This is a genomic window from Gimesia chilikensis, from assembly GCF_008329715.1.
In the GTDB taxonomy this organism is placed as follows: domain Bacteria; phylum Planctomycetota; class Planctomycetia; order Planctomycetales; family Planctomycetaceae; genus Gimesia; species Gimesia chilikensis.
In genome coordinates, this window is the sequence record NZ_VTSR01000007.1 from 311,739 (window position 1) to 331,126 (window position 19,388).

The 19,388-nt window shown below is 41.1% G+C and carries 18 protein-coding genes; 9 read left to right on the top strand and 9 right to left on the bottom strand.

What is annotated here, in order from left to right; all coding sequences use genetic code 11:
* Positions 1-25 precede the first annotated feature (25 nt).
* Complete coding sequence (locus FYZ48_RS10995; protein ID WP_198422210.1) at positions 26-3,451, bottom strand: AAA domain-containing protein; 3,426 nt, start codon at positions 3,449-3,451, stop codon at positions 26-28.
* 209 nt (positions 3,452-3,660) lie between these two features.
* On the opposite strand from FYZ48_RS10995, the gene FYZ48_RS29250 reads away from it, so the two are divergent.
* Genes FYZ48_RS29250 through FYZ48_RS11010 form a run of 4 tightly spaced genes read left to right on the top strand, consistent with a single transcriptional unit; the run spans position 3,661 to position 7,142 of the window.
* A complete protein-coding gene (locus FYZ48_RS29250) occupies positions 3,661-3,810 on the top strand; it encodes a hypothetical protein (protein WP_187781972.1) in 150 nt (49 codons plus the stop codon).
* Positions 3,803-4,696 (top strand): hypothetical protein, encoded by an 894-nt coding sequence (locus FYZ48_RS11000; RefSeq protein WP_149340273.1) that lies wholly within the window; start codon positions 3,803-3,805, stop codon positions 4,694-4,696. The genes FYZ48_RS29250 and FYZ48_RS11000 overlap by 8 nt, the downstream gene beginning before the upstream one ends.
* Entirely contained in the window at positions 4,689-5,639 is a 951-nt protein-coding gene (locus FYZ48_RS11005) for a CBASS cGAMP-activated phospholipase (protein WP_149340275.1), read from the top strand. The genes FYZ48_RS11000 and FYZ48_RS11005 overlap by 8 nt, the downstream gene beginning before the upstream one ends.
* 33 nt (positions 5,640-5,672) lie before the next feature.
* Complete coding sequence (locus FYZ48_RS11010; RefSeq protein WP_149340277.1) at positions 5,673-7,142, top strand: nucleotidyltransferase; 1,470 nt, start codon at positions 5,673-5,675, stop codon at positions 7,140-7,142.
* Between the two features lie 73 nt (positions 7,143-7,215).
* On the opposite strand, the gene FYZ48_RS11015 is transcribed toward FYZ48_RS11010, so the two are convergent.
* Positions 7,216-7,491 (bottom strand): hypothetical protein, encoded by a 276-nt coding sequence (locus tag FYZ48_RS11015; protein ID WP_149340279.1) that lies wholly within the window; start codon positions 7,489-7,491, stop codon positions 7,216-7,218.
* A 425-nt stretch (positions 7,492-7,916) separates the two neighbouring features.
* On the opposite strand from FYZ48_RS11015, the gene FYZ48_RS11020 reads away from it, so the two are divergent.
* The 5 genes from FYZ48_RS11020 to FYZ48_RS11040 all read left to right on the top strand — a co-directional run bounded on the left by FYZ48_RS11020 (position 7,917) and on the right by FYZ48_RS11040 (position 14,659).
* Positions 7,917-9,821, top strand: a complete 1,905-nt coding sequence (locus FYZ48_RS11020) for an endonuclease (RefSeq protein ID WP_149340281.1) — start codon at positions 7,917-7,919, stop codon at positions 9,819-9,821.
* A gap of 61 nt (positions 9,822-9,882) precedes the next feature.
* Positions 9,883-11,313: an alpha-amylase family glycosyl hydrolase gene (locus tag FYZ48_RS11025; protein WP_149340283.1), complete on the top strand. Its 1,431-nt coding sequence runs from the start codon at positions 9,883-9,885 to the stop codon at positions 11,311-11,313.
* Between the two features lie 134 nt (positions 11,314-11,447).
* On the top strand, positions 11,448-12,839 hold the full coding sequence (locus FYZ48_RS11030; protein ID WP_149340285.1) for a hypothetical protein: 1,392 nt from the start codon (positions 11,448-11,450) through the stop codon (positions 12,837-12,839).
* Between the two features lie 163 nt (positions 12,840-13,002).
* Positions 13,003-13,821 carry a hypothetical protein gene (locus tag FYZ48_RS11035; protein WP_149340287.1) on the top strand — a complete coding sequence of 273 codons (819 nt, stop codon included), beginning with the start codon at positions 13,003-13,005 and terminating at the stop codon, positions 13,819-13,821.
* A 196-nt stretch (positions 13,822-14,017) separates the two neighbouring features.
* Positions 14,018-14,659 carry a hypothetical protein gene (locus tag FYZ48_RS11040; RefSeq protein ID WP_149340289.1) on the top strand — a complete coding sequence of 214 codons (642 nt, stop codon included), beginning with the start codon at positions 14,018-14,020 and terminating at the stop codon, positions 14,657-14,659.
* Here FYZ48_RS11040 and FYZ48_RS11045 read toward each other — a convergent pair.
* The 7 genes from FYZ48_RS11045 to FYZ48_RS11075 all read right to left on the bottom strand — a co-directional run bounded on the left by FYZ48_RS11045 (position 14,656) and on the right by FYZ48_RS11075 (position 19,342).
* Positions 14,656-14,991 carry an HNH endonuclease gene (locus FYZ48_RS11045; protein WP_149340291.1) on the bottom strand — a complete coding sequence of 112 codons (336 nt, stop codon included), beginning with the start codon at positions 14,989-14,991 and terminating at the stop codon, positions 14,656-14,658. The two genes, FYZ48_RS11040 and FYZ48_RS11045, sit on opposite strands and share 4 nt — an antisense overlap.
* A 34-nt stretch (positions 14,992-15,025) precedes the next feature.
* Complete coding sequence (locus FYZ48_RS11050) at positions 15,026-15,325, bottom strand: hypothetical protein (protein ID WP_149340293.1); 300 nt, start codon at positions 15,323-15,325, stop codon at positions 15,026-15,028.
* Positions 15,300-16,745 (bottom strand): hypothetical protein, encoded by a 1,446-nt coding sequence (locus FYZ48_RS11055; protein WP_149340295.1) that lies wholly within the window; start codon positions 16,743-16,745, stop codon positions 15,300-15,302. The genes FYZ48_RS11050 and FYZ48_RS11055 overlap by 26 nt, the downstream gene beginning before the upstream one ends.
* 889 nt (positions 16,746-17,634) lie before the next feature.
* Positions 17,635-17,943, bottom strand: coding sequence for a hypothetical protein (locus tag FYZ48_RS11060; RefSeq protein WP_149340297.1), 309 nt, complete (start codon positions 17,941-17,943; stop codon positions 17,635-17,637).
* Between the two features lies 1 nt (position 17,944).
* Complete coding sequence (locus FYZ48_RS11065; RefSeq protein WP_149340299.1) at positions 17,945-18,229, bottom strand: hypothetical protein; 285 nt, start codon at positions 18,227-18,229, stop codon at positions 17,945-17,947.
* A gap of 126 nt (positions 18,230-18,355) precedes the next feature.
* Positions 18,356-18,577, bottom strand: a complete 222-nt coding sequence (locus FYZ48_RS11070; protein WP_149340301.1) for a hypothetical protein — start codon at positions 18,575-18,577, stop codon at positions 18,356-18,358.
* A 108-nt stretch (positions 18,578-18,685) separates the two neighbouring features.
* Complete coding sequence (locus tag FYZ48_RS11075; RefSeq protein ID WP_149340303.1) at positions 18,686-19,342, bottom strand: hypothetical protein; 657 nt, start codon at positions 19,340-19,342, stop codon at positions 18,686-18,688.
* Between the last annotated feature and the right edge of the window lie 46 nt (positions 19,343-19,388).

Sequence of the window (19,388 nt, forward strand, 5' to 3'; positions counted from 1 at the left end):
AAACCTCTCTTATCAAGAATTAGGCTTAGCCTGATTGAACCTTAACACATTCCTCAATCGTATTCATTAAGATCTTTGATGGATCATGGTTTGATTGCACTCCATAAATCGCCAACAGTGATCTGGCACGAGTCATCGCCACATATAAGTTGTTGGCAAGAATTTCTCCATCTCCAGTCACATATTGATCCACACATGGAATCAATACGACTTCTGACTCATACCCTTTGTAAGAATGCGAAGTTGTCACTACCAGCGTATTCGGTCGCCTTTCAAATGCCCGATTCGTCTGAACTGATAATTCCACTTCAATCTCAGACAACAGTGGTCCTAACTTGGATTCAAGAATTTGGACGACATATTTAGAATTGTAGATCAGGCAGATATCACATGGTGAGATCTGCTCGACTGTAATCAAATGCTTTAAATGCCTGAAAATAGCGTCCAGTTCAGTCTGTCGATCATCAAATGAATGAAAAATTGGATTGGGCCCGCCTATCTGGTTGTATTTGATTTTCAACCATTCTTTTGATCCATTCTGAGTTCGTTCCATCAAACCCATATCGATCAACTCCTGCTGATCTTGTCTTTTATCCTTCGGAGTGAGTCGATCAAGAATGTTGACAGCGAGTTCTGTAATTGGCGTGGTCGAACGGAAACTCTCACGCATTATTGTAGAACGACCACGCATATCCAAACCGAATTCTGTCCATTTAGGTGTTTTGCGACCGTAAATGTTCTGGGCATTGTCGTAGAAGATGTGTGCGGAACGACTGTTGGGGTCTTCTGAATCAGTTTGTTCGACCAGAGAAAGCAACAGCTTCAACGTAGATGGCCCCATATCCTGTGCCTCATCGATGAATAAGGCAGAACAGCATGGGAGCATCTCTGATTTGTCATAGCAATTCAGAAATTCTTCCGCTGCTCGGTCATAATCGAACTCGAATCGATTCATGGTCAATGAAGCAATAGGGAGAATTTCCTTGAGAACATCTCTCACATGCAAAAGAGAAACCGATTCCCATGGAAAGTCACTTCGATCAAATAGCTCGCCTGCTGATAGAGATCTCCACGCTGACTCGACTGATTCTCGCAATAGTTTATGCAAAGATCGATTTGCGTAGACTGCCCATACATGGAAATCCTTCGTGTCGCTCATCCGTTTAACAGTTTTGGCCAGCCAGTTACAAAGGACAATTGATTTTCCACTTCCGGCCACTCCACGTACAAGACGAGGTTTCCCATCCAGTTTTAAGTTTGCGAGTCTCTGTTGCTCTTCGGAAAGAATTGGTTTCATTGACTGGCGTCTGGAGATCTGCCCCCCAAGCGTACTATCCGCCCCCTGCTCTATTTGTGCTGATGAAACATGATTGGTAAGTTGAGTATTAACCGCTTTGAGATCGACTTTTTGCCAGCAAACTGTGCCACCCTGCTGGACCAGTATGCTTGGAGTCAATGCCGCAGAAAGAGATTTCAGATAGGGCTCTTCCATCTCACTCCTACTGGCCAGAACAATGGCAGCTTCTCGTGCTCGGCTCAACGCCACATTCACCAGCCGTTTCCATTCTTCGTATGGCCAACTGTAACTACTGGCATTTACGGTATCGAAAATGACGATGTCAGCCTCTGTCCCCTGCTGACTGTGAACTGTTGACGCTTCCCAGTTAGGAAGATTCAATTGTGATAACAGCTTCGAAATGGATTGAGCCTGTGCCTTGAATGGAGAAATAAACAATCCTTTCGATTGCCTGACAGAAGCGTCTGAAAACAGTTTTAGTAGGATATCAGGTGTAATGGATCTCATCCAACTGTTGTTTCCCGGCCCCCTCTTTGCACGAATCGACACAAGATCCGAATCTTCTTTATCAAGAACGTACCAGATTGCTCTGGAGTAATCTGAAATAAAGTTTGGTAGAGTTGATCTCCTGTCATTAGTTTCCTTAGCTGTTTTCAGAAACCCATCATATTGGTAATTCGAAACGATTTTACAAACGTCTGGGTGCATCCTTCTCTGTTCTGACAGTACATGGACTGCTGGTGGTGTTTCTTCTATTTCGTCCAGATGACTTAGACCACTGCTGGCCAACCATGTCTGTTGCCGGGTTGTCAGAATTCTGGAAATACGACTGATCGGGGCTAATTGTTTTGAATCACCAACCAGTACAACACGTTTAGCAGCGAGCAATGACAATGCAGCGACCGCTGCTCGTGATATCAAGCCTGCTTCATCAATGAAGATTGTTGTGAATGGTGCTGCATCATTTTCAATCATTTTCCTGATAGTGGAATCGTTCAGAAAACTCATCGCTTTGAAAGCTGTTGAAATGACAACTCTCACATCTGGATCGCAAAATATGAGCTTGCTCTGATCGTTTGTTTTCGACCTCAGTTCTGATATTTGCTTTCTGGCAAATGCTTTATCATCTGATGATTCAGTAGATTTCAGTTCCTGTGTTAGCTTTTCAACTTTTGAAAGCAATTCTGACTCAGTGCCTTCAAGCATCTCTTCCAGATTGGATTCTTTGAAAGTATGAGCCGAGGCCCCTTTGCCAATTCGAAGTATCTCACCATTTTCCAAATATGATGATTCTCGTTCTTTTATTGCATTCCCAATCGAGAGGGCGACAGCGTCAGTTGCTCGATTGGTGGTTGAAACAACAAGAATACGTTCTGTTTGATCATCTAATATTGATGCAATTTGCAATCCAGTGATGAAAGTCTTACCCGTTCCCGGTGGCCCCCACAAAATACTCCAAGAGTGCTTCCACCAGTTTTTTAAATGTGAAAGCCCTTCTGAACCTGATTCTGCAATCTGGGGATGAATATTACCTTTAGTTGCCTCTAATCTCGAAGGTAGTTCTTTCCTGACTTCTTCAAATCCCGGTTCGTTATAGACTGCATCGAGAACTGACATGAATTCGAAAGGCCGAACAAAGAAAGCTCCTGCGTGTGGAGGATGCTCTGAATCTTCCAGTGTAATGAATAGGCAGTTATTCTGCTCATCGACTTCTACTATTTCGCCAGCCCAGATAGCATCGTTTTCGTGAGCGATATTCTGATGATAGGAATCAGGAGAATCTTCATTGTCAACGAGTGATTGGGGTCGAAATGCAAAGGCCCCCTCCCACGTCCAGTCGGACTCAAGCGAAACATCCAAGTGAATAGCGTAAACAGTTCCTCGCCCCTGCTCGGACAGGACGCTGATCTCTTTGCAATGGAGTCTACGCAACTCTCCTTCTTTTTTGAACTCCTGTCTGACAGCATAACTGGCGTCATCCAGAATCGATGCATCTACTGTCGATAATCCCAGTTCTGAACTGAATCTGACAGGTTGAAAATTGGGGAGATCATTTGATTCAGCGATTTCTGAATCGTCTCTTAGGTCCGCATCCATGTTTAGCCCACAATTGGTATCTATGTTGTAAAAATCCATGGATTTAAATGTGTACATTTACATCTTTTTGGTGTAATTTGATGCAACCAGCCATGGTATACATAACAATCCCTTGGCACAATTGTATTCATACAAATTGAAGCTCAATTATTTGCTGTTAAACAGGTGGCAATGTGATTACGAGCTGAGTGTTTTAGTTTAAGCCGAAGTGTTATCGGCTAGTCTTTGTTACATTTCGTGGTCGCGAACTTCAAAAGGGGCAAAACATGAGCGGCATCTGGATGGCTTACTTAATCACATTTGGTTGGGCATTAGTTGGTTCAGTCTCTATGGGGCTGGGAATTATCATCGCCATCAAAATGTTTGATTTCACTCTTCGTAATGTGTTTGAGTGGGAACTGTTATCTAATGAGTGAAGAACAAAAGCAGAGACCAACAGCCAACTTGTTATATTTCTCACCGCAGCATTGGGGAGAGGTGGAACGATTTACAAAATTTTGGAATACAACATACTCATTCAATAGACTGAGTCAAAAACGCTTGCGAGGAATACTTGGGCATTTCAACAAGGCATCCCATCTATTTCAGATTGCTAAACGACTCGAACCAAGTCTTGAAATCGATGAAAAACACTTACAGGAACATGGCTTTAGCCCCGCACATAATGCAAAAGAGTTGGCTGCTATTATTGAATCTATATTTTGCGAACAATATTCAACCCTCGATTGTTCCCGATTTGTATTGCATTCCATATATCCCAATCATAAAGGGATTAAAAAAAGTACACGAGCAACTTTTCAGAATGCTTATGAATCAAAAATTGATAATCGAGTTCCTGAAACGATAATTAAAGCCCTTGCAAGAACAGAAGACTGGTATCCAGAATTGTTGAGACTACGCGATGAAATTACACATTCAAATGTTGGTTACGCTCATCGAGACAAAGAGACTGGCCTTATCTGCTATTTACACGATGGTTTAGGTACTCCAAACAGGAGTTTAGTGATTGAGGATACATTCCATGAAATTGAAAAGTATTTTGAATTAATAAATCAATTTCTCGGTGTGGTCTTCCAAGAGTTAAATCGTACTCTCATCGATAATCCAATCGATCAAATATGTGGAATATTTGGTGGACGAGTATATCAACGAAAAGTATCTCCAAGTGAGGCCATTGATTTTGGTGGCGGTGAATGCATTTCATTTAAATGGTTCGATCTCGAAGAGAATCCAAATTGTCCGCTGAAAGATAATTGTACGGCATACACAAGGGCTAAAGGAGATCCACCTTCTCATGGATGAACAACGGTTTCAGATACTTTCTCTTGACGGAGGTGGGATCAAAGGACTCTTCTCAGCAGCAGTTCTTGCTGCTATTGAAGAAGATTTGGAAATCAATGTAGTCGATCGCTTCGATTTGATAACAGGAACATCCACAGGCGGAATTATTGCTCTCGGTCTTGGTATCGGAATGCGACCGCGTGAAATCGTCGAATTCTATATCTCGAAAGGCCCTGCAATCTTCAACAAGATGTGGGGACTCCGTTGGTGGCAGCATTGGATTCGTCGCAAGTATTCTCAGACACCGCTTAGGAACGCTTTAGAGTCATGCTTCAACGACAAACTTCTCGGTGATTGTACAAAGCGTATTGTGATTCCGTCATTCAGCGTAGGTGATGACGATGTTTATCTTTTTCGTACTCCCCATGACAAACGACTTCGACGCGACAAAAAAGTTCCTCTGTGGAAAATTGCATTAGCCACCAGTGCAGCCCCAACATTCTTCCCAAGTTGCAGGCATGTTGACCGTTTACGGCTGATTGACGGCGGAGTGTGGGCAAACAATCCATCTATGGTGGGCGTCGTCGAAGCGTACGGAACTCTTGGTGTTCCACTGAATGCGATCAAAGTATTCAGTATTGGCACGACGGATGCTTTAGCCAGTCGCAAGAAGCGATTGGACTGGGGAGGTAAGCTGCCTTGGGTGACTGGCAACGATGCTGTTGACATCATCATGCGAGGTCAAAGTATTGGCGTTAACAACCAAACCAAGTTCCTGCTTGGTCAGAATAATGTCATTCGTTGGGATCCCAAAGTCGCGGCCAGCGATTTTTCATTGGATAGTGTCGGTAAGGTTGATGCGTTGATTGCTAAGGCCGCTCACTATAGTCGAATTCATATACCTAAGTTCGAGGAAGTCTTCGCCGATCATATTGCAGAAGAATTCATACCAATCAAATCGTAACGATCATTTATAAAGGTATTTATAGAGATGGTGATGAAGGAAGATCTAAGCAAATTCTTGCGGGCGGTTGCAGACGATCTTGATATTCCGGGACACTTGTATGAAGACGCGGTACTCAAGTATACGGATGTTGGTGAGTGGTTAGCTCAAGAGGATTCAGAGTTGGCACAGTATGAACCGGACATTTATCCACAAGGCTCCTTTCGGCTAGGAACGATGATAAGGCCGATTAACGACGCCGAAGAGTACGATATTGATCTCGTCTGTCACTTGAAGATTAAGAAGGAAAATACGACCCAAAAGGAATTAAAGGATCGCGTCGGAAAGCGACTCAAGGCACGAGAGGATATCGAGGAAATCCTGAATGAGTCGCGTCGATGTTGGGTGCTCGATTATCCTGAACCATTTCACATGGATGTACTACCGGTGATCCCCAATATCGATCAGCTACCTAACGGTATTCTATTAACTGATACTGAATTACACCTATGGCAGTTTAGTAATCCTATCGATTACGCTGAGTGGTTCAAGGAACAAATGAAAGTTGTGCTCAGGGAGAAACGTGCAGCATACGCCAAGCGGTATCAGATGAGCATCGAAGAAGTTCCAGAATATGAAGTAAAAACCCCGCTACAACGAGTCGTCCAGATTTTAAAGCGACACCGTGACATTTACTTTGAGTATGATCTGGAAAACCGACCAATTTCGATCATTATCACGACACTGGCGGCAAAAGCATATGCAAATCAGCCCGATCTATATGAAGCCCTCATAAGTGTCGCGACACGAATGCATGAGTACATTGAGAAACGTGAAAATGATGAGTGGTGGGTTGAGAACCCGGTAGAAGAGGGCGAGAACTTCGCTCACAAATGGAATGAATATCCTAAACGCCGAGAGGCATTTTTAAATTGGTTGAACAAAGTTCGCGATGACTTCATCAGTGCATCTCAGACTGAGTCACTAACGAAAACGGCAGCAGCTCTATCACCAACACTGGGTCGCAGTGTAGTTTCACGGGTAGCTTCAAGTCTTGGTATTCAATCAAATATACGGTCACCAAGACCAGCAATCCGAAGTATTATAGTTCCTAAATTAGATGACATTATTGATCACTGCTTACCTCCTGATTTTCATGAGAATTTGCTTGTAAATGCAAAGGTAGAAATAAAAGGGGATGTCTATCGTCGCATAGGCGGAAAATATTTATGGAAATTGACTGATCATACAGTGCCTAAGAAAATTGCGATTAAATTTGTAGCTGAAACTAACGTCCAACCTCCTTATGAGGTTCGTTGGCAGGTAGTTAACACAGGAGAGGAAGCTCGCTCAGCAGATTGCTTACGCGGTGGGTTTGATCCAATGCCAAACGACTCTGGCAATATTCGATGGGAGGAAACTGAATATGCAGGAACCCATTGGATTGAAGCTTTTATTATCAAGGACGGAGAGTGTGTTGCTCGTTCTTCTCCGTTATATGTTCGTGTTCGTAGACAATCTTGAAAAATATCGCAAAATGTGTCATTTGAAAATGCAGCAAAGCAACTTTTGAAATGAAAAAATAATTGATTCCGTTTTAGCGTGGCGATTTCATAAAACTACGAGTTGCTTTCAAAAGATCATCACGTATTTCTTCATCTTCCAGAAACTTTTGAATGACTTCTCTTTCAATAGATGGAGATTCATCTTCCACTAGAAGGCGTCGAACCAAATCGTTTAGATCAGACGCATCATTTTCAATCAAATCACTTCTATCGACTGGATCTAAATGATCTTTCAGACGCTCCCAAAACACATTCGAGTGTATCTGATTCAGAATATCCTGATACTCTGTTGGAGTGACTTCTGACATTTCTGTTCTCCCTGTTGGGCTGACAAATCATTTGTAAATGGGCGACAATTCCATAGTCCTCATATAAATTTCATTCCACTCATTCGATTCGCTTTCCCTACAAAATATCTCAGAAACAGCATTTAGACTTTCTGGTATTTCAACAGCGTATTGTTGAAACCAAAGCCTTTATTTTCCAATACTCAGTCTCGTAGATCTGAAATGCTTGTTGGCTAGTTCGCCAAAGGTTAAGCCCCGCAATTCTACAGAACGAATTCAGTGGTCCCAGTAGTGGATGGGAAATTCAACAGCTAAGAAATGTATTAAATGTTCATTAAATTCATCAATGAACTTACAGGACTGTTTACTGGACGAAAAAACACAGTAATCTAGTATATGTGCATTGCACATGTGTGTACATTCCCTTTTTTCCTCTGGAGGTCCGAATGTTACGTTTAGCCACTGTTATTTCGTTGCTTTTGCTAATCGCTCTCCCTGTTTGTGCTGACGAGATTGCTCCCGGAAAATACGGAAGTGAGCTTAGAAGGATTTTAAGAACCGACTACAAGCCAACTAGAACCTTCTCATACAGAGAAGCACGCGAAGAGATGTTTTCCAAGATTGATAATGAGGATGGAAAAGTACGACTGGTTTACACTGGCAGTATTTATCCAACGACTGGGATACCTAACCATCAAATCGTGAATACAGAGCACACATGGGCTCAATCAAAGTTTCGTAACGGTACAAATAAGAATCAGATGAAAACTGATTTGCATCATCTCTTTCCTACATGGAATTCAGTAAATGGAGAACGTGGTAATTATCCCTTTGGCGAAATAGTCGATAGTGAAACTGAAAAATGGTGGAACGACAAAGATGATACTACAGGCATTCCTTCTTCGAATATCGACGATTACAGCGAATCGGTTTCTGGGCTCTTCGAACCGAGAGAAGACCACAAAGGAAATGTTGCTCGGGCATTATTTTATTTTTACACAATGTATGAAGAACGGAATATCAATTTAGCTTGGTTTAGGCCGCAGATTCCAACCCTGATGCAGTGGCATATGAACGATCCGGCGGATGAGAAGGAAAAGAAACGAAGCGAAATGATCAAAGCGTTCCAAGGGAATGCCAATCCGTTTGTGCTGGATGAAACATTAGTGTCACGAATTTTTGCTACGGACAGTAATGACTCCGCTCCAAATTCTGGATCTACCCCTCGGTCTTTATTGTCAATGTCAAGAAGAGATAATTTGGACGTTGAAAACCGTTTCGAGGCAGCTAACTCTGTCGAAGAAACAGAGAATCGAGAATTTAATTTGTTCCCCTTCGAACATTCAAATCTCAATAGAAGGGTAAGAGACACCAATGCATCTCCTTCATTTGATAATGAAACTTCAAATCCATCAGATAATGAAATTCGAATTGCTACATTCAATATTGCTAATTTGGGTGCGAATGATGAACACAACCGTTCCCTCATCACGATTACAAATATTCTATTAAAGACAAATGCTGATTTAATATGCTTACAGGAAGTTCAGCCTAATTCTTATGGTAAAGATCAGGTACAACGTATTAGGGAACTTCTGAATAAAGCCGCTGAATTCTATGGAACAAAATATTATTACTATCGAATCTCTGAGCGTGATGAAGGAGATGAAGTAACTGCATTTTTATGGCGAAAGCCGGTTGAAATCAAATCAAGTATAGATTCACTTCCACATGACCCTGACCATGATAATGATGGAAAACGAACATTTCAGCGAGTTCCCCAAATGGCGAAATTCAAGGCTGGAAATTTCGATTTCATTGTCGTGAATTGCCATCTCTACACAAAACCTCATGGAAATAGTTCCGAAGGTAGAATTGTTGAAAATGCTCAAATTTCAGATTGGTTGAAAAAGGTAGCGTCTAATCCAACAGAGAAAGATGTCATTCTGGTTGGAGATCTTAATCGACATCTTGGAGCTGATGGCGATAAAGCATGGAAAGCACTCATGATCAATAACCATCAGCAGTTTTATCGCTTTCCTCTTTTGGAAGCGATAAAGCGGGATAATCAATCCTTCAACCCATTATATCACCGACTCGCTCCATCTGATAAATATAGTACGACGGCATCACAATCTCGCAATATTTATGATCAGGTCATAATTTCAAAAGGAGCCTATGACGAATTCAAAGCCAATCCAAAATTTGGTGAAGATGTTGGGATAATTGATTTTGATAACGACAAGAGGTTTGAATGGTTTGCCCACGATTATCGTTTAACCTCGGAATATTTAAGCGATCACCGTCCAGTATGGATCGATCTGAAATATACAGGTGATGATGACGACTAACTCAAGGAGCAATTCTGTCTTTCGTGTTTATTAATTCATTCTGTAAAAGAAAGACTAGGCCATGATTAAGTTTCGTAACTGGTTCTTTGTTGTATTCTTCATTACTCTAGTTCGGCCTGTATTTGGCCAAGGAGGCTACAATGATGATCGTGTCATGATGCAGGGATTCATGTGGGAGTCGCATCAGGATGGACAACAAACGGGAGAGGGAGGATTCCAATATGTCGTTCACTGGAGGGAGAAATGGTATGACCATGTTCGTAGTAAAGCTTCAGAATTGGCGGATGCAAAAATAGATTTGATTTGGCTCCCTCCCCCTTCACAAGGAGAAGGAGCAGGTTATCATCCACAACAATACAATGACTTTGATAACAACTACGGCAGTTTAGACGAACATCGTCAGCTTATTCATACCCTGCTCCAAAAAGGTATTGAGCCAGTAGCCGATCTGGTTATCAACCACAGAAATGGTACAGGCGGCTGGGCTACTTTCAAAAATCCAAATTGGCCCTCAAAATATATTTGCTCTAATGATGAGTTTTGGTTTCAGGATCCATCAAATTTACCGTCTGCAGATGATCGAGCTATTCTGTTAGCTGGAGACAAAGGAAACCCTGATTATACTGGTTCAAATTATCCCAACTGGCATGGTGCCAGAGATCTCGATCATCAGAACGCCTCTCTTCGCACTGAAATCAAAGCCTATCTGAAAAAGTTGAGGAACTTTGGATATCGTGGCTGGCGATATGACATGGTAAAAGGATTTGATCCAAAATACGTTTCGGAATACGACTTCGATTCACAACCGACCTTTGCTGTCGGTGAATTCTGGGATAGCAATCCACTTCGTCTTTCAGAATGGATTGATGGCACCAAAATGACAGGGCAACCAGACCCAGCTCTAAAAGCCTGCTCTGCTTTTGATTTCGCTACATTTGAACTTCTGCGTCATCACATCAACTCTGGAGAATATGATCATCTTCCTGCCATAGCATTTAAGGATGGTGTTTCCGATGGTCTTATTGCTGTTAATAAAAATAAGTCTGTTACATTTCTCGAAAACCATGATACCGGTTTTCCTCAGAAACAATTCGACTCCTTTCCGAATAATGAAAAAGTTCTGCAGGGCTATGCGTTCATTTTAACCCATCCCGGAGTCCCCTGTATTTATTGGAAACACTATTTTGACTGGGGACATGGGGAGAAGATCAAGGCACTTGTCAGAGCCAGAAAATATGCGGGAGTTCACAGTGGTAGCTACATTAAAACAGAGAAACATGGCAACAACTATGTAGCAATCGTAGGAGATAAACCAGAAGAAAGTAGTACCTTGATTGTTAAAATTGGCTATGGACTTGAGTTCAAGCCTGATGAAAATGTCTGGAGACTCGAAACGTTTGGAAACGGGTACGCTGTATGGGTCAGAAAATCAAAGAAAGATTCTACTAAAGATAATGTAGATGCTACTAAGCCTGCTTTACCTTTTCCTTGAGTGGTGTAATTCCAGAGGACCACCCCTTGCTTAGAAGTGAAGAATATTGATTCTGATTGTGGCGTATCCAGAGATAAAACTAAATTCAGGAATGATAATTCATTTATTGTTAGTGTCAGAAAGCAATCTGTGAAATGATGATTTATTGGATGCCTTATTGTAGGCTTTCATTCGCCTCTTACGGCCATACTGAATTACAAATTGGAAGTGCAATTATATTTGAAGATTCAGACGAGAACTGGCGGGGCCGACTCGGAGTAGAACGTCCTGAACATTTAAAAATTCATCGTGGATTTCCTCGAATAAATTCCGAGGTTGCCGGTAGTTATTTGTATGGAACAATTATCCACAGTGAGGATGAGGAATATCTGAGAAAACACATAGATGAAATTGTTGCGATCTTATATTTCCTATGTGATAGAACCAAATATGGAATACCTTCCGAGTGCTTCACATATCACTTATTAAATATTAATCAATCAGAAACACAAGATAGCAGCCTCGTTTCATACTGGACTAAGCATGGCGACATTCTTGAATCATCTAAGAGCTTAATTCTTTTCCCTCCCCTTCCAGTTCGAGGGAAGCTTGGACAACATCAGGTCTTTCAAGATTCAAGTTATAACATCGCACTTCTGAATCGATTTAATCTTGATCCATATGACAGATTAGTTGTAGCAGTTCGCCAATATTTTCGTACTCAATTTTCTGATATTTTTACCTCGCCCCCATTTGAGGACTTTGCATTATATTGTGCTGCGATAGAAGCAGCCCTCGACATTGACGCAATGCAACGAGGTGTAGGTGAGCGATTTGCTGAAATGCTATGCGATATCTACGGGAATGAAAATAACATCAACGAATTCTTCTATGGCCTTTATGCTGCACGTTCTCTGTACGTACATGGCGTTTCGTCAGACCATTCAAAAGAAAACCATGAGCGGAACACACAAGCATATAAATTTTTCATGTCTTCTCGTATAAAGCTAACATTACTTCGCTTAATTACGAGGGATATCATCTGTCAACAATTAGATCCAGATAACAAGAATCTTAGATGGCTGTTAAACAATTCCGCTGCGTCATTACTCCGTAAAGTATTACATTCTGATGAGATTTGGGCAGAAGTTCGATCAGTTCTAACACAACAAAATGCCGCGGACGCTATAGAACGCATGTCGGCGGAGGAATTCAAATCACTCGAATATCTTATAGAAAGAATGGAAAGTGAATTTGACTGGCAGTGTTTAAGGGAGAACGTTAATGAGAACTGTATTTATCAATCGATAATTACATGTGCCATTCTGATTAGCAGAATTACCAATTCTACTGGCGAAATTTACAAACAGATTTGTTCTTTAGCTGAGGCGGCTGATGGTCGAGACAAAAATGCTATTTGCAAATGGATTATACGTGATCCTTGGATGAATAACATCCATCAAGCAGGGGATCGATTGAGTGTTTATCAAAGGATCGTTCGAAAAATCTCAAACTACTTCTGCCCAGAACTAGATTTTGATCAATGACTTTTAATTCTATCCTTGTGGCATTTCATTAGTAATCAGTTCTATGGCCCCGATATCACATCAGCTCCTGAAACGCAGAGAGAGCAGTGATACTCATCATTGCACTACAGCCTCAAGACCATTTATCACAATCTGGCTTATACAAAAGTGAATTGATGAAATCATGACTAATAAACTCAAGACTCTCTTAAATACATTTGGCCTCAATTTTCAGGATTGGTACGAATTTACAAGATATATCATAAAAAAAGAAAAAGAGCGAGGCACTTGGAATCCAGAAATCTTAGGCACTTGGGTAGACACCTTGTCAATTTTCTATGCTCTCGAAAGTTGTAAATCTGTCGTAGGTGAAAATAATACTTGCCGTTTTTCAAAACGTGCATTAAGCAAGAAAGACTTAAATACATTGTTATGGCACCTAAATCATAATAGGGCTGTACGCTATAGGAGGGGAAGCAAATCAAAAATAAACTACGTCAAAGAAGTAGGGGATGAGCTTAGCGAATCTGAAGCAAGAAGGAAGCTTAGCGAGTTTATGGTTGATTTTTCAATTAGTAACTATCCGATCCCTCTCACCTATAAAGATGAAAACAATGTAGATGATTTAAATCTAATGAATGAGATATTTAAGTTTCAACTAATTGCCGAGTCAGAACTTCACACTAAAGTAAACGATATTTATAGAGATTGTTTAAAGCTCACACAAATTTCGGCAGACTATAAAATCATGTTATTCAGAACTGGGAAAGAGACGTTGGCGAAAAACCGTAAAAAAGCATTCGAGCGGTTACTAACAAATTCACTAAAAGAAGAAGACAATGCAGAGTGGCTGTTTATTGGTCTTCCGAGTTTTGTGGAATGGGAATTAAAATTTCGAGAACGAAAGAAACTTCCGGTAATTATATTTACTTTCAAAGGTCCAAAACCTGATGACGGTAAGGTCAAACTCGATAATAAAAGTGAAATGTGGAAATGGAATTAATGCCGGATGGATCAAAAAGAAATTGCAGTAGTTATAGCGAAAGCATTGATGAATACGAATTAGGTTTTTTCATCTGAGGAAAATTTCTTTTGAACTACTGGAGGAAGTTCCATCGGAAAACTGGAAGACTTAAAACGAGCACTTGAAGACGCAAAATAATGACTCCTCTTAATGATATTCTTTGAGGAAACAGGAAATGAACGATAAAGAAATGTTATCCGCTGCATTTCACGAAGCTGGGCATGCGATTGTTGCTCATAAGTTGGGCATTGAGATTCAAGATATTGAAATTCATTTCAGCGAAGAACGAAATCGATGGGAAGGAAGCTTTAGACCTGCGGATGATTGCGGAAATGACTTTCCTAGCCAAAACGAAGATATCACAATGAAACGGAATGGAGCAAAAGTGGCAGTTGCAGGGATGTTAGTTCAATCAAAACATAACGCAATGACTGAAACGAATCAGGACCTACGTTTCAGCTCCAATAATAAAATAGCTGATTGGTACTTATTCTTTCAGGATACGAAAAGAACAGACACTGACCCGGGTTCAATCTTTGTAACTTATGAGTTTGGTGACGCTTCATCAAGAACAATCGAAGTCGATGGTAGTCTATTTGGTAAGGCTGATCGTCTATCCCTGTTGCAATACCATGCATTTGAAAATGCTGAATCGGATACTGATTTTATCTTGGAAGTTATTGAAGAAATTGATGAATTTACAACGTGGAAACAGATTGAGAAATTAGCTTCGGCACTATGTGAAGTGAATGAAGATGGCGTTAGAAAGTTAGGAAAAGAGGATGTCTTGATAATTATTGCCGACGATGGTTCTTAACCTCGTGGTCCCCACTTACAGACCCCACCAGAAAAATCATAAACGCACTCCAGCCCATCGAGTGCTCTGGCGATTTCAGCAATCCGATTTAAAACCAGTTTCAGTTCATTCTCGTCGTTGATGTGATTGGGAGTCTTGCCTTGCCAGATGTTGTGACATCTCCGACAGACAAGAATGAGGATATCTTCATTATAAAATCCCATGTCATATCTCAGGTGGTGCGTGTCAATTCCCGGTCTTCCACATAGCTGGCAGAGTCCATCGTCTCTTTCATAAACGCGTTCGCGGACTCGCTGCCATTTGGTCGTATTATAAAGTGGATTCTCCTGCATACCTTATTTATGCAGTCGAGATCATTTTCTGTTTTCAATATCCAACTCTGAGCCAGTCGATTCTCTGTTCCGGCCCCCTGCCCTCGTGGCTAAGTAAATTCTCCAATCTGGCAGAAAGTTGTTCTGCCTCTTCCAGTGAGAAAGTCATGTCATTTGCAACTATTGGAATCCGGTTTTCGAAATCTGTCTGATCGTCTGAGTATATTTGGAGCAGATTGTTCTCGATCTCAGAATGGAATGTCCGGGCTTCATCAGGTGATAGAATCAGACGGTCACCATCGTTTGTCAGGATTTCAATCGTGCCATCTCTAAGATTTGTTGCTCGGCTGCTCATTGGCATTTTCCATTTTGCTCACCCATATGAATTCATCTAATTCAAACTTATTTAGAATCTTATTGATAGTACCTATAAAATCATTTTCTGTTGCCCGTGAATCAGAATTATAGTGATCATTAAAAGGTGTAATAGCGTAGCGAAGATATTTTGTGGCAATATTGCTGGACTCTAATCTTAGGTTTCTCGCAGCACTCTCATTTAGATCATTTCCCATAATGAGGATTTGATGTTTAATGTGTCTTTGAAAATCGTCAATTAGACGTTGAGCTTCCTGATGGTTTTTTTGAGCATTATCTGGATTAAAACAGACTCTTGAAGTAATGCTTTCAACCCCAAAGAAATGTTTTTTGTGTAGAGGATCTGCTGCCGCAACTTTCTCCTCGGCTTCGACTTTTGCTTGATACTTATCGGAATCCCAGTAATCATGTAGTTCTTGGATTTTCTTTTCTTCGGCTTCGTCTTCTTTGCGTTTGTTTAATTTTCCTTTATAACGGCTAACAAGAAATCCCCCGAGATTACCTTTGGTGACCTTTCCTTTCTTTCGGTTGCTTTCATGCCATTTTTTTGTGTCGATTAAGAATTCTTGAAAGCAGTCGAAACTCTCCATGAGTTCAACTGAGATTTCGATGGCTTTTTCGGCGTAAGATTGTGCCATCAGTCCCTGACAGAGTTTTCTCCATTGATCATAGTTGTCACCTTTAAATTCATACTTATTCGGATCTGCAGGATGTTTTGGCTGTTTCACCGCGATCTTTTCCCCTTTGGGAATTGGGCGAAATAATAAGAGATGTTCGTCGGTCAGGGATAAAAGCTGGACTCGCAGATGATTACCAACTATTTCCCTATTAATCAGCCCGACATGATCGAGATCATTGAGCACAGTCGCGATGGTCTTGCGATTGATTCCGTTTAGTAATGAGCTGAGCCCTGTCTCAGTGGTAAATACTGTTGACGATCTACCAGCAAGACTTATTAACTGTGAGTAAACGGCGGCATGGTTAAGACCGAACCGCTTGACGGACTTTTCGTATCTGATTTTTGCACCTCTTCGTGGCAGATAGAGCTTTACATACTGGAGCGTATCGTACCAATGGTCCCCATCTGGATCAGGAAGTAATCCAAACCAGTCAGTGTCTGGTGTTACCGGCGACCACTTTCCTTGTTTATTAATAATGACCATTGACCCCAATGTACTGAGCGTTTTTTCAACTGTTCTCGGCGACAGACCGGTTCCCTCAGCAATTTGTCTTTTTGAAACTGGCCTGCCAATTCGGTCGGAGTAGCCCAAAAAGCTGAACACAAGCCGTTCATGAAAGAGTGAACGGCATGGTCCTTTTTCAAGCTGGTCGCAGAATTTGCTCTTTTCGGAAATCCTCAGTAGTTTCAAGTATGCAATTTGTTTTAGTCTCTTCTCCATGTTTCCTTTCTAAAATGCAGTGATGTGCTTCATTTTATGTATGATTGGGTGATGCATTTTTTCCAAATAATGATGCATTTTTTCCTGAAAAAGTGATGCATATTTTCATGCAGATGATGACTTTTTTCCAAATCGTGATGCAAAATGTCACACATTAAGTAAGTATAAGTAACCTATAAGTAACAAAACCATATAAGAAACCTCGTAAGCGGTTGACGAGGTTTTCCGCCGTTGGCGGTGTTTTTTCTTTTGTCGCTACAGGCAAGTCACGTCAGTTACAGTAGTGTGACCTGTTCTGTGTTTCATGGTGTTGTGACTGTTCTGCCCTGTTGGGACGCGGTGTCCTGTGATAATTCTGTTTTGGTGCAGGATTGACGTACCTGAAATGGTGTATTTGGTCCTGTACTGGTCCTGCGTGACGGAGAGCGTATTGAGTCACTGTCCAAAACGCGGAGCAATGTCGCGGAAGAATTTGGTCGCACCATAATTCACTTGAATACACGCAGTGATCCAGATGAAATTGATGCACTGAAATAAAGAGGAGCTTGGTTTGACCCAAGTTCGTCTTACCACATGTCTCCAGCACAAATCGATTCAAAGCAAAAAAACGCTTTGCTTCCAGTGATTTCATTCTGTGAACAGTTTCCGTGTTATGAATTTCATAGAAAGCGGTTAGAAGTTCGTTATTAATCGAATCCCTGATGTTTTCAGGCTGTTCAGGAACTAAAACAACAAACCCCTTGATTACAATGATAAAGCCCCTGTGAAAAATGAATTCACAGAGGCTTTTGAAACTTTAAGTTTCTCATATACTTCTCGTTGCAACCCACACGCTACGAATAGCGGATACTGCCCGCGAAGCAGGCAGAAAAATATTTTGGTCCATAAATTACAAATGCGAATCAATGAGATTCTCAACTGATTCGTCAATCATCAAAGCAAAATCACCACCAGAAGCATCAAACGCATCACGAAAACCAAATCTGTCAAACCCGAAATACTGCTCAAGCAATATTTCAACATCAGTTGCCAGCTCGGCAGAGACTGATTTTGTATCTGGGATATCATCAGACATATCGCCATAAATATCAGGTCTGCCTTTATACTTTTTGGTTAAGGCTTCCAGTTCTTTTGATTTTTCGGCCCAAAAGTTTTGCATTGCCTTTGTTGTGATTTCTCTTTTAATTGTTTTTGTCATCTCAAATCCCCTTTGAGTTGAGAAAATTTTGGATCAATAATGAGCGTATTTCGGTCTTAAAAATTGCGGTTGGCTCATCAACCCCAGTCAACCAAGGTAAGCTGTCGTTTGGCTTGATTGCACTTGCACAATCATCACATAGATTGATTTGCCCTCTATGCATATCATCACCTATATTTTCGAATCCTTTGTGCAAGTCTGATTTACTGCACTCCACAATGACAGATACACGTTTGTTATATCTTTTGCACCCGCAACGATAGCAGATAGATTTATTATTACTCATCTCTCATAATCCCCTCATAAAAATTAAAGTATGATTGTCTGCCCCAAAAGCAGCAGGGCAACCTTATAACCAATTTGAGGAAGTGGTGCCCAGAATCATTTTTGACTTTTTGTGCTCAAAAGTTTCTTAGTTCCTCGACACATCTATTATCTGATCATTTACAATCTGCTTTATTTGCCAGACTAAATAAGCTTCCATGTCTTCATCAACTTCTAAAGCTGCATCCTCTGCGGCTTGATATAAACTGCGAGTGATTTTTTCATATATCTTTTTTTGCTTCTGCACCTTCAAACCCGAAAAATCTAATATTTGAACTAGAATAGCAGTTAATTTTTCTCTGTCTGTCATCATTCTTTCCCTTTCGTTGAACGAGACTACGTGTATGACATATCCAACGCAGGGAATCTACCGGATTTAAAGTTGAGGGACGACCGAACAAAATGTTGCTAACGTCCCTCACTCTTTGAGAGAGGTCAGGTGATAACCTCTCCAACTGCCCTCGATATAATCGCCGATACCTGATTTGTGAGTATAAAGCTTTCGGCGAATCACATTGTCGACGCGGTTGTTCACAATATATTCAGGATATTTCTTCTGCATTTCAGCAATTGTGATCCAAGCCCCCTTGGCATCAAGTATGCATTTAACTATTGCAGCCATTTCCTGATCGACACGGTAATTCACTCCATTCATCTGGATGATTTCTTTTTTGATATCGACTCTCGCGGGGATCTCCAGTCGTGGTTCCTCTGAATTCTGCAGCCAGTCATTCCAAGCTATGACTTCACTTTTGGGAATAACTGAATTCGATTCCAGATCGAGCCCAGCTTCGATCATTCGCCCCATTGCATCATTCCCAAAGAATTCGAACAATTCACTTTTGGACCAAAAGTCTGGCAGCCCGCCTTTGTGGCCGAAAGGTTTTACAAACTCTAACACTTTATTTTCTCTGTTCAGAACACGCTTGTTGGAAACAACATGCCCATCTAAATAACTGATGAACTGGGACGGTATGTTTAAGATATCCCGTATTAATTCGGCTACAGTTTCAATCGGTAGACCGGACAACTCGAACGACGATTCACTCGCACCATGAACAACTCTGATTGACATAACTTCCTCCTTTTAATCGATAAATATTGGAATACTGAAAGAAAAG

Coding starts and splice junctions, on each gene's coding strand:
- FYZ48_RS10995 (WP_198422210.1), bottom strand. CDS start 3,451: ATGTACACATTTAAATCCATGGATTTTTACAACATAGATACCAATTGT.
- FYZ48_RS29250 (WP_187781972.1), top strand. CDS start 3,661: ATGAGCGGCATCTGGATGGCTTACTTAATCACATTTGGTTGGGCATTA.
- FYZ48_RS11000 (WP_149340273.1), top strand. CDS start 3,803: ATGAGTGAAGAACAAAAGCAGAGACCAACAGCCAACTTGTTATATTTC.
- FYZ48_RS11005 (WP_149340275.1), top strand. CDS start 4,689: ATGGATGAACAACGGTTTCAGATACTTTCTCTTGACGGAGGTGGGATC.
- FYZ48_RS11010 (WP_149340277.1), top strand. CDS start 5,673: ATGAAGGAAGATCTAAGCAAATTCTTGCGGGCGGTTGCAGACGATCTT.
- FYZ48_RS11015 (WP_149340279.1), bottom strand. CDS start 7,491: ATGTCAGAAGTCACTCCAACAGAGTATCAGGATATTCTGAATCAGATA.
- FYZ48_RS11020 (WP_149340281.1), top strand. CDS start 7,917: ATGTTACGTTTAGCCACTGTTATTTCGTTGCTTTTGCTAATCGCTCTC.
- FYZ48_RS11025 (WP_149340283.1), top strand. CDS start 9,883: ATGATTAAGTTTCGTAACTGGTTCTTTGTTGTATTCTTCATTACTCTA.
- FYZ48_RS11030 (WP_149340285.1), top strand. CDS start 11,448: ATGATGATTTATTGGATGCCTTATTGTAGGCTTTCATTCGCCTCTTAC.
- FYZ48_RS11035 (WP_149340287.1), top strand. CDS start 13,003: ATGACTAATAAACTCAAGACTCTCTTAAATACATTTGGCCTCAATTTT.
- FYZ48_RS11040 (WP_149340289.1), top strand. CDS start 14,018: ATGAACGATAAAGAAATGTTATCCGCTGCATTTCACGAAGCTGGGCAT.
- FYZ48_RS11045 (WP_149340291.1), bottom strand. CDS start 14,991: ATGCAGGAGAATCCACTTTATAATACGACCAAATGGCAGCGAGTCCGC.
- FYZ48_RS11050 (WP_149340293.1), bottom strand. CDS start 15,325: ATGAGCAGCCGAGCAACAAATCTTAGAGATGGCACGATTGAAATCCTG.
- FYZ48_RS11055 (WP_149340295.1), bottom strand. CDS start 16,745: ATGGAGAAGAGACTAAAACAAATTGCATACTTGAAACTACTGAGGATT.
- FYZ48_RS11060 (WP_149340297.1), bottom strand. CDS start 17,943: ATGACAAAAACAATTAAAAGAGAAATCACAACAAAGGCAATGCAAAAC.
- FYZ48_RS11065 (WP_149340299.1), bottom strand. CDS start 18,229: ATGAGTAATAATAAATCTATCTGCTATCGTTGCGGGTGCAAAAGATAT.
- FYZ48_RS11070 (WP_149340301.1), bottom strand. CDS start 18,577: ATGACAGACAGAGAAAAATTAACTGCTATTCTAGTTCAAATATTAGAT.
- FYZ48_RS11075 (WP_149340303.1), bottom strand. CDS start 19,342: ATGTCAATCAGAGTTGTTCATGGTGCGAGTGAATCGTCGTTCGAGTTG.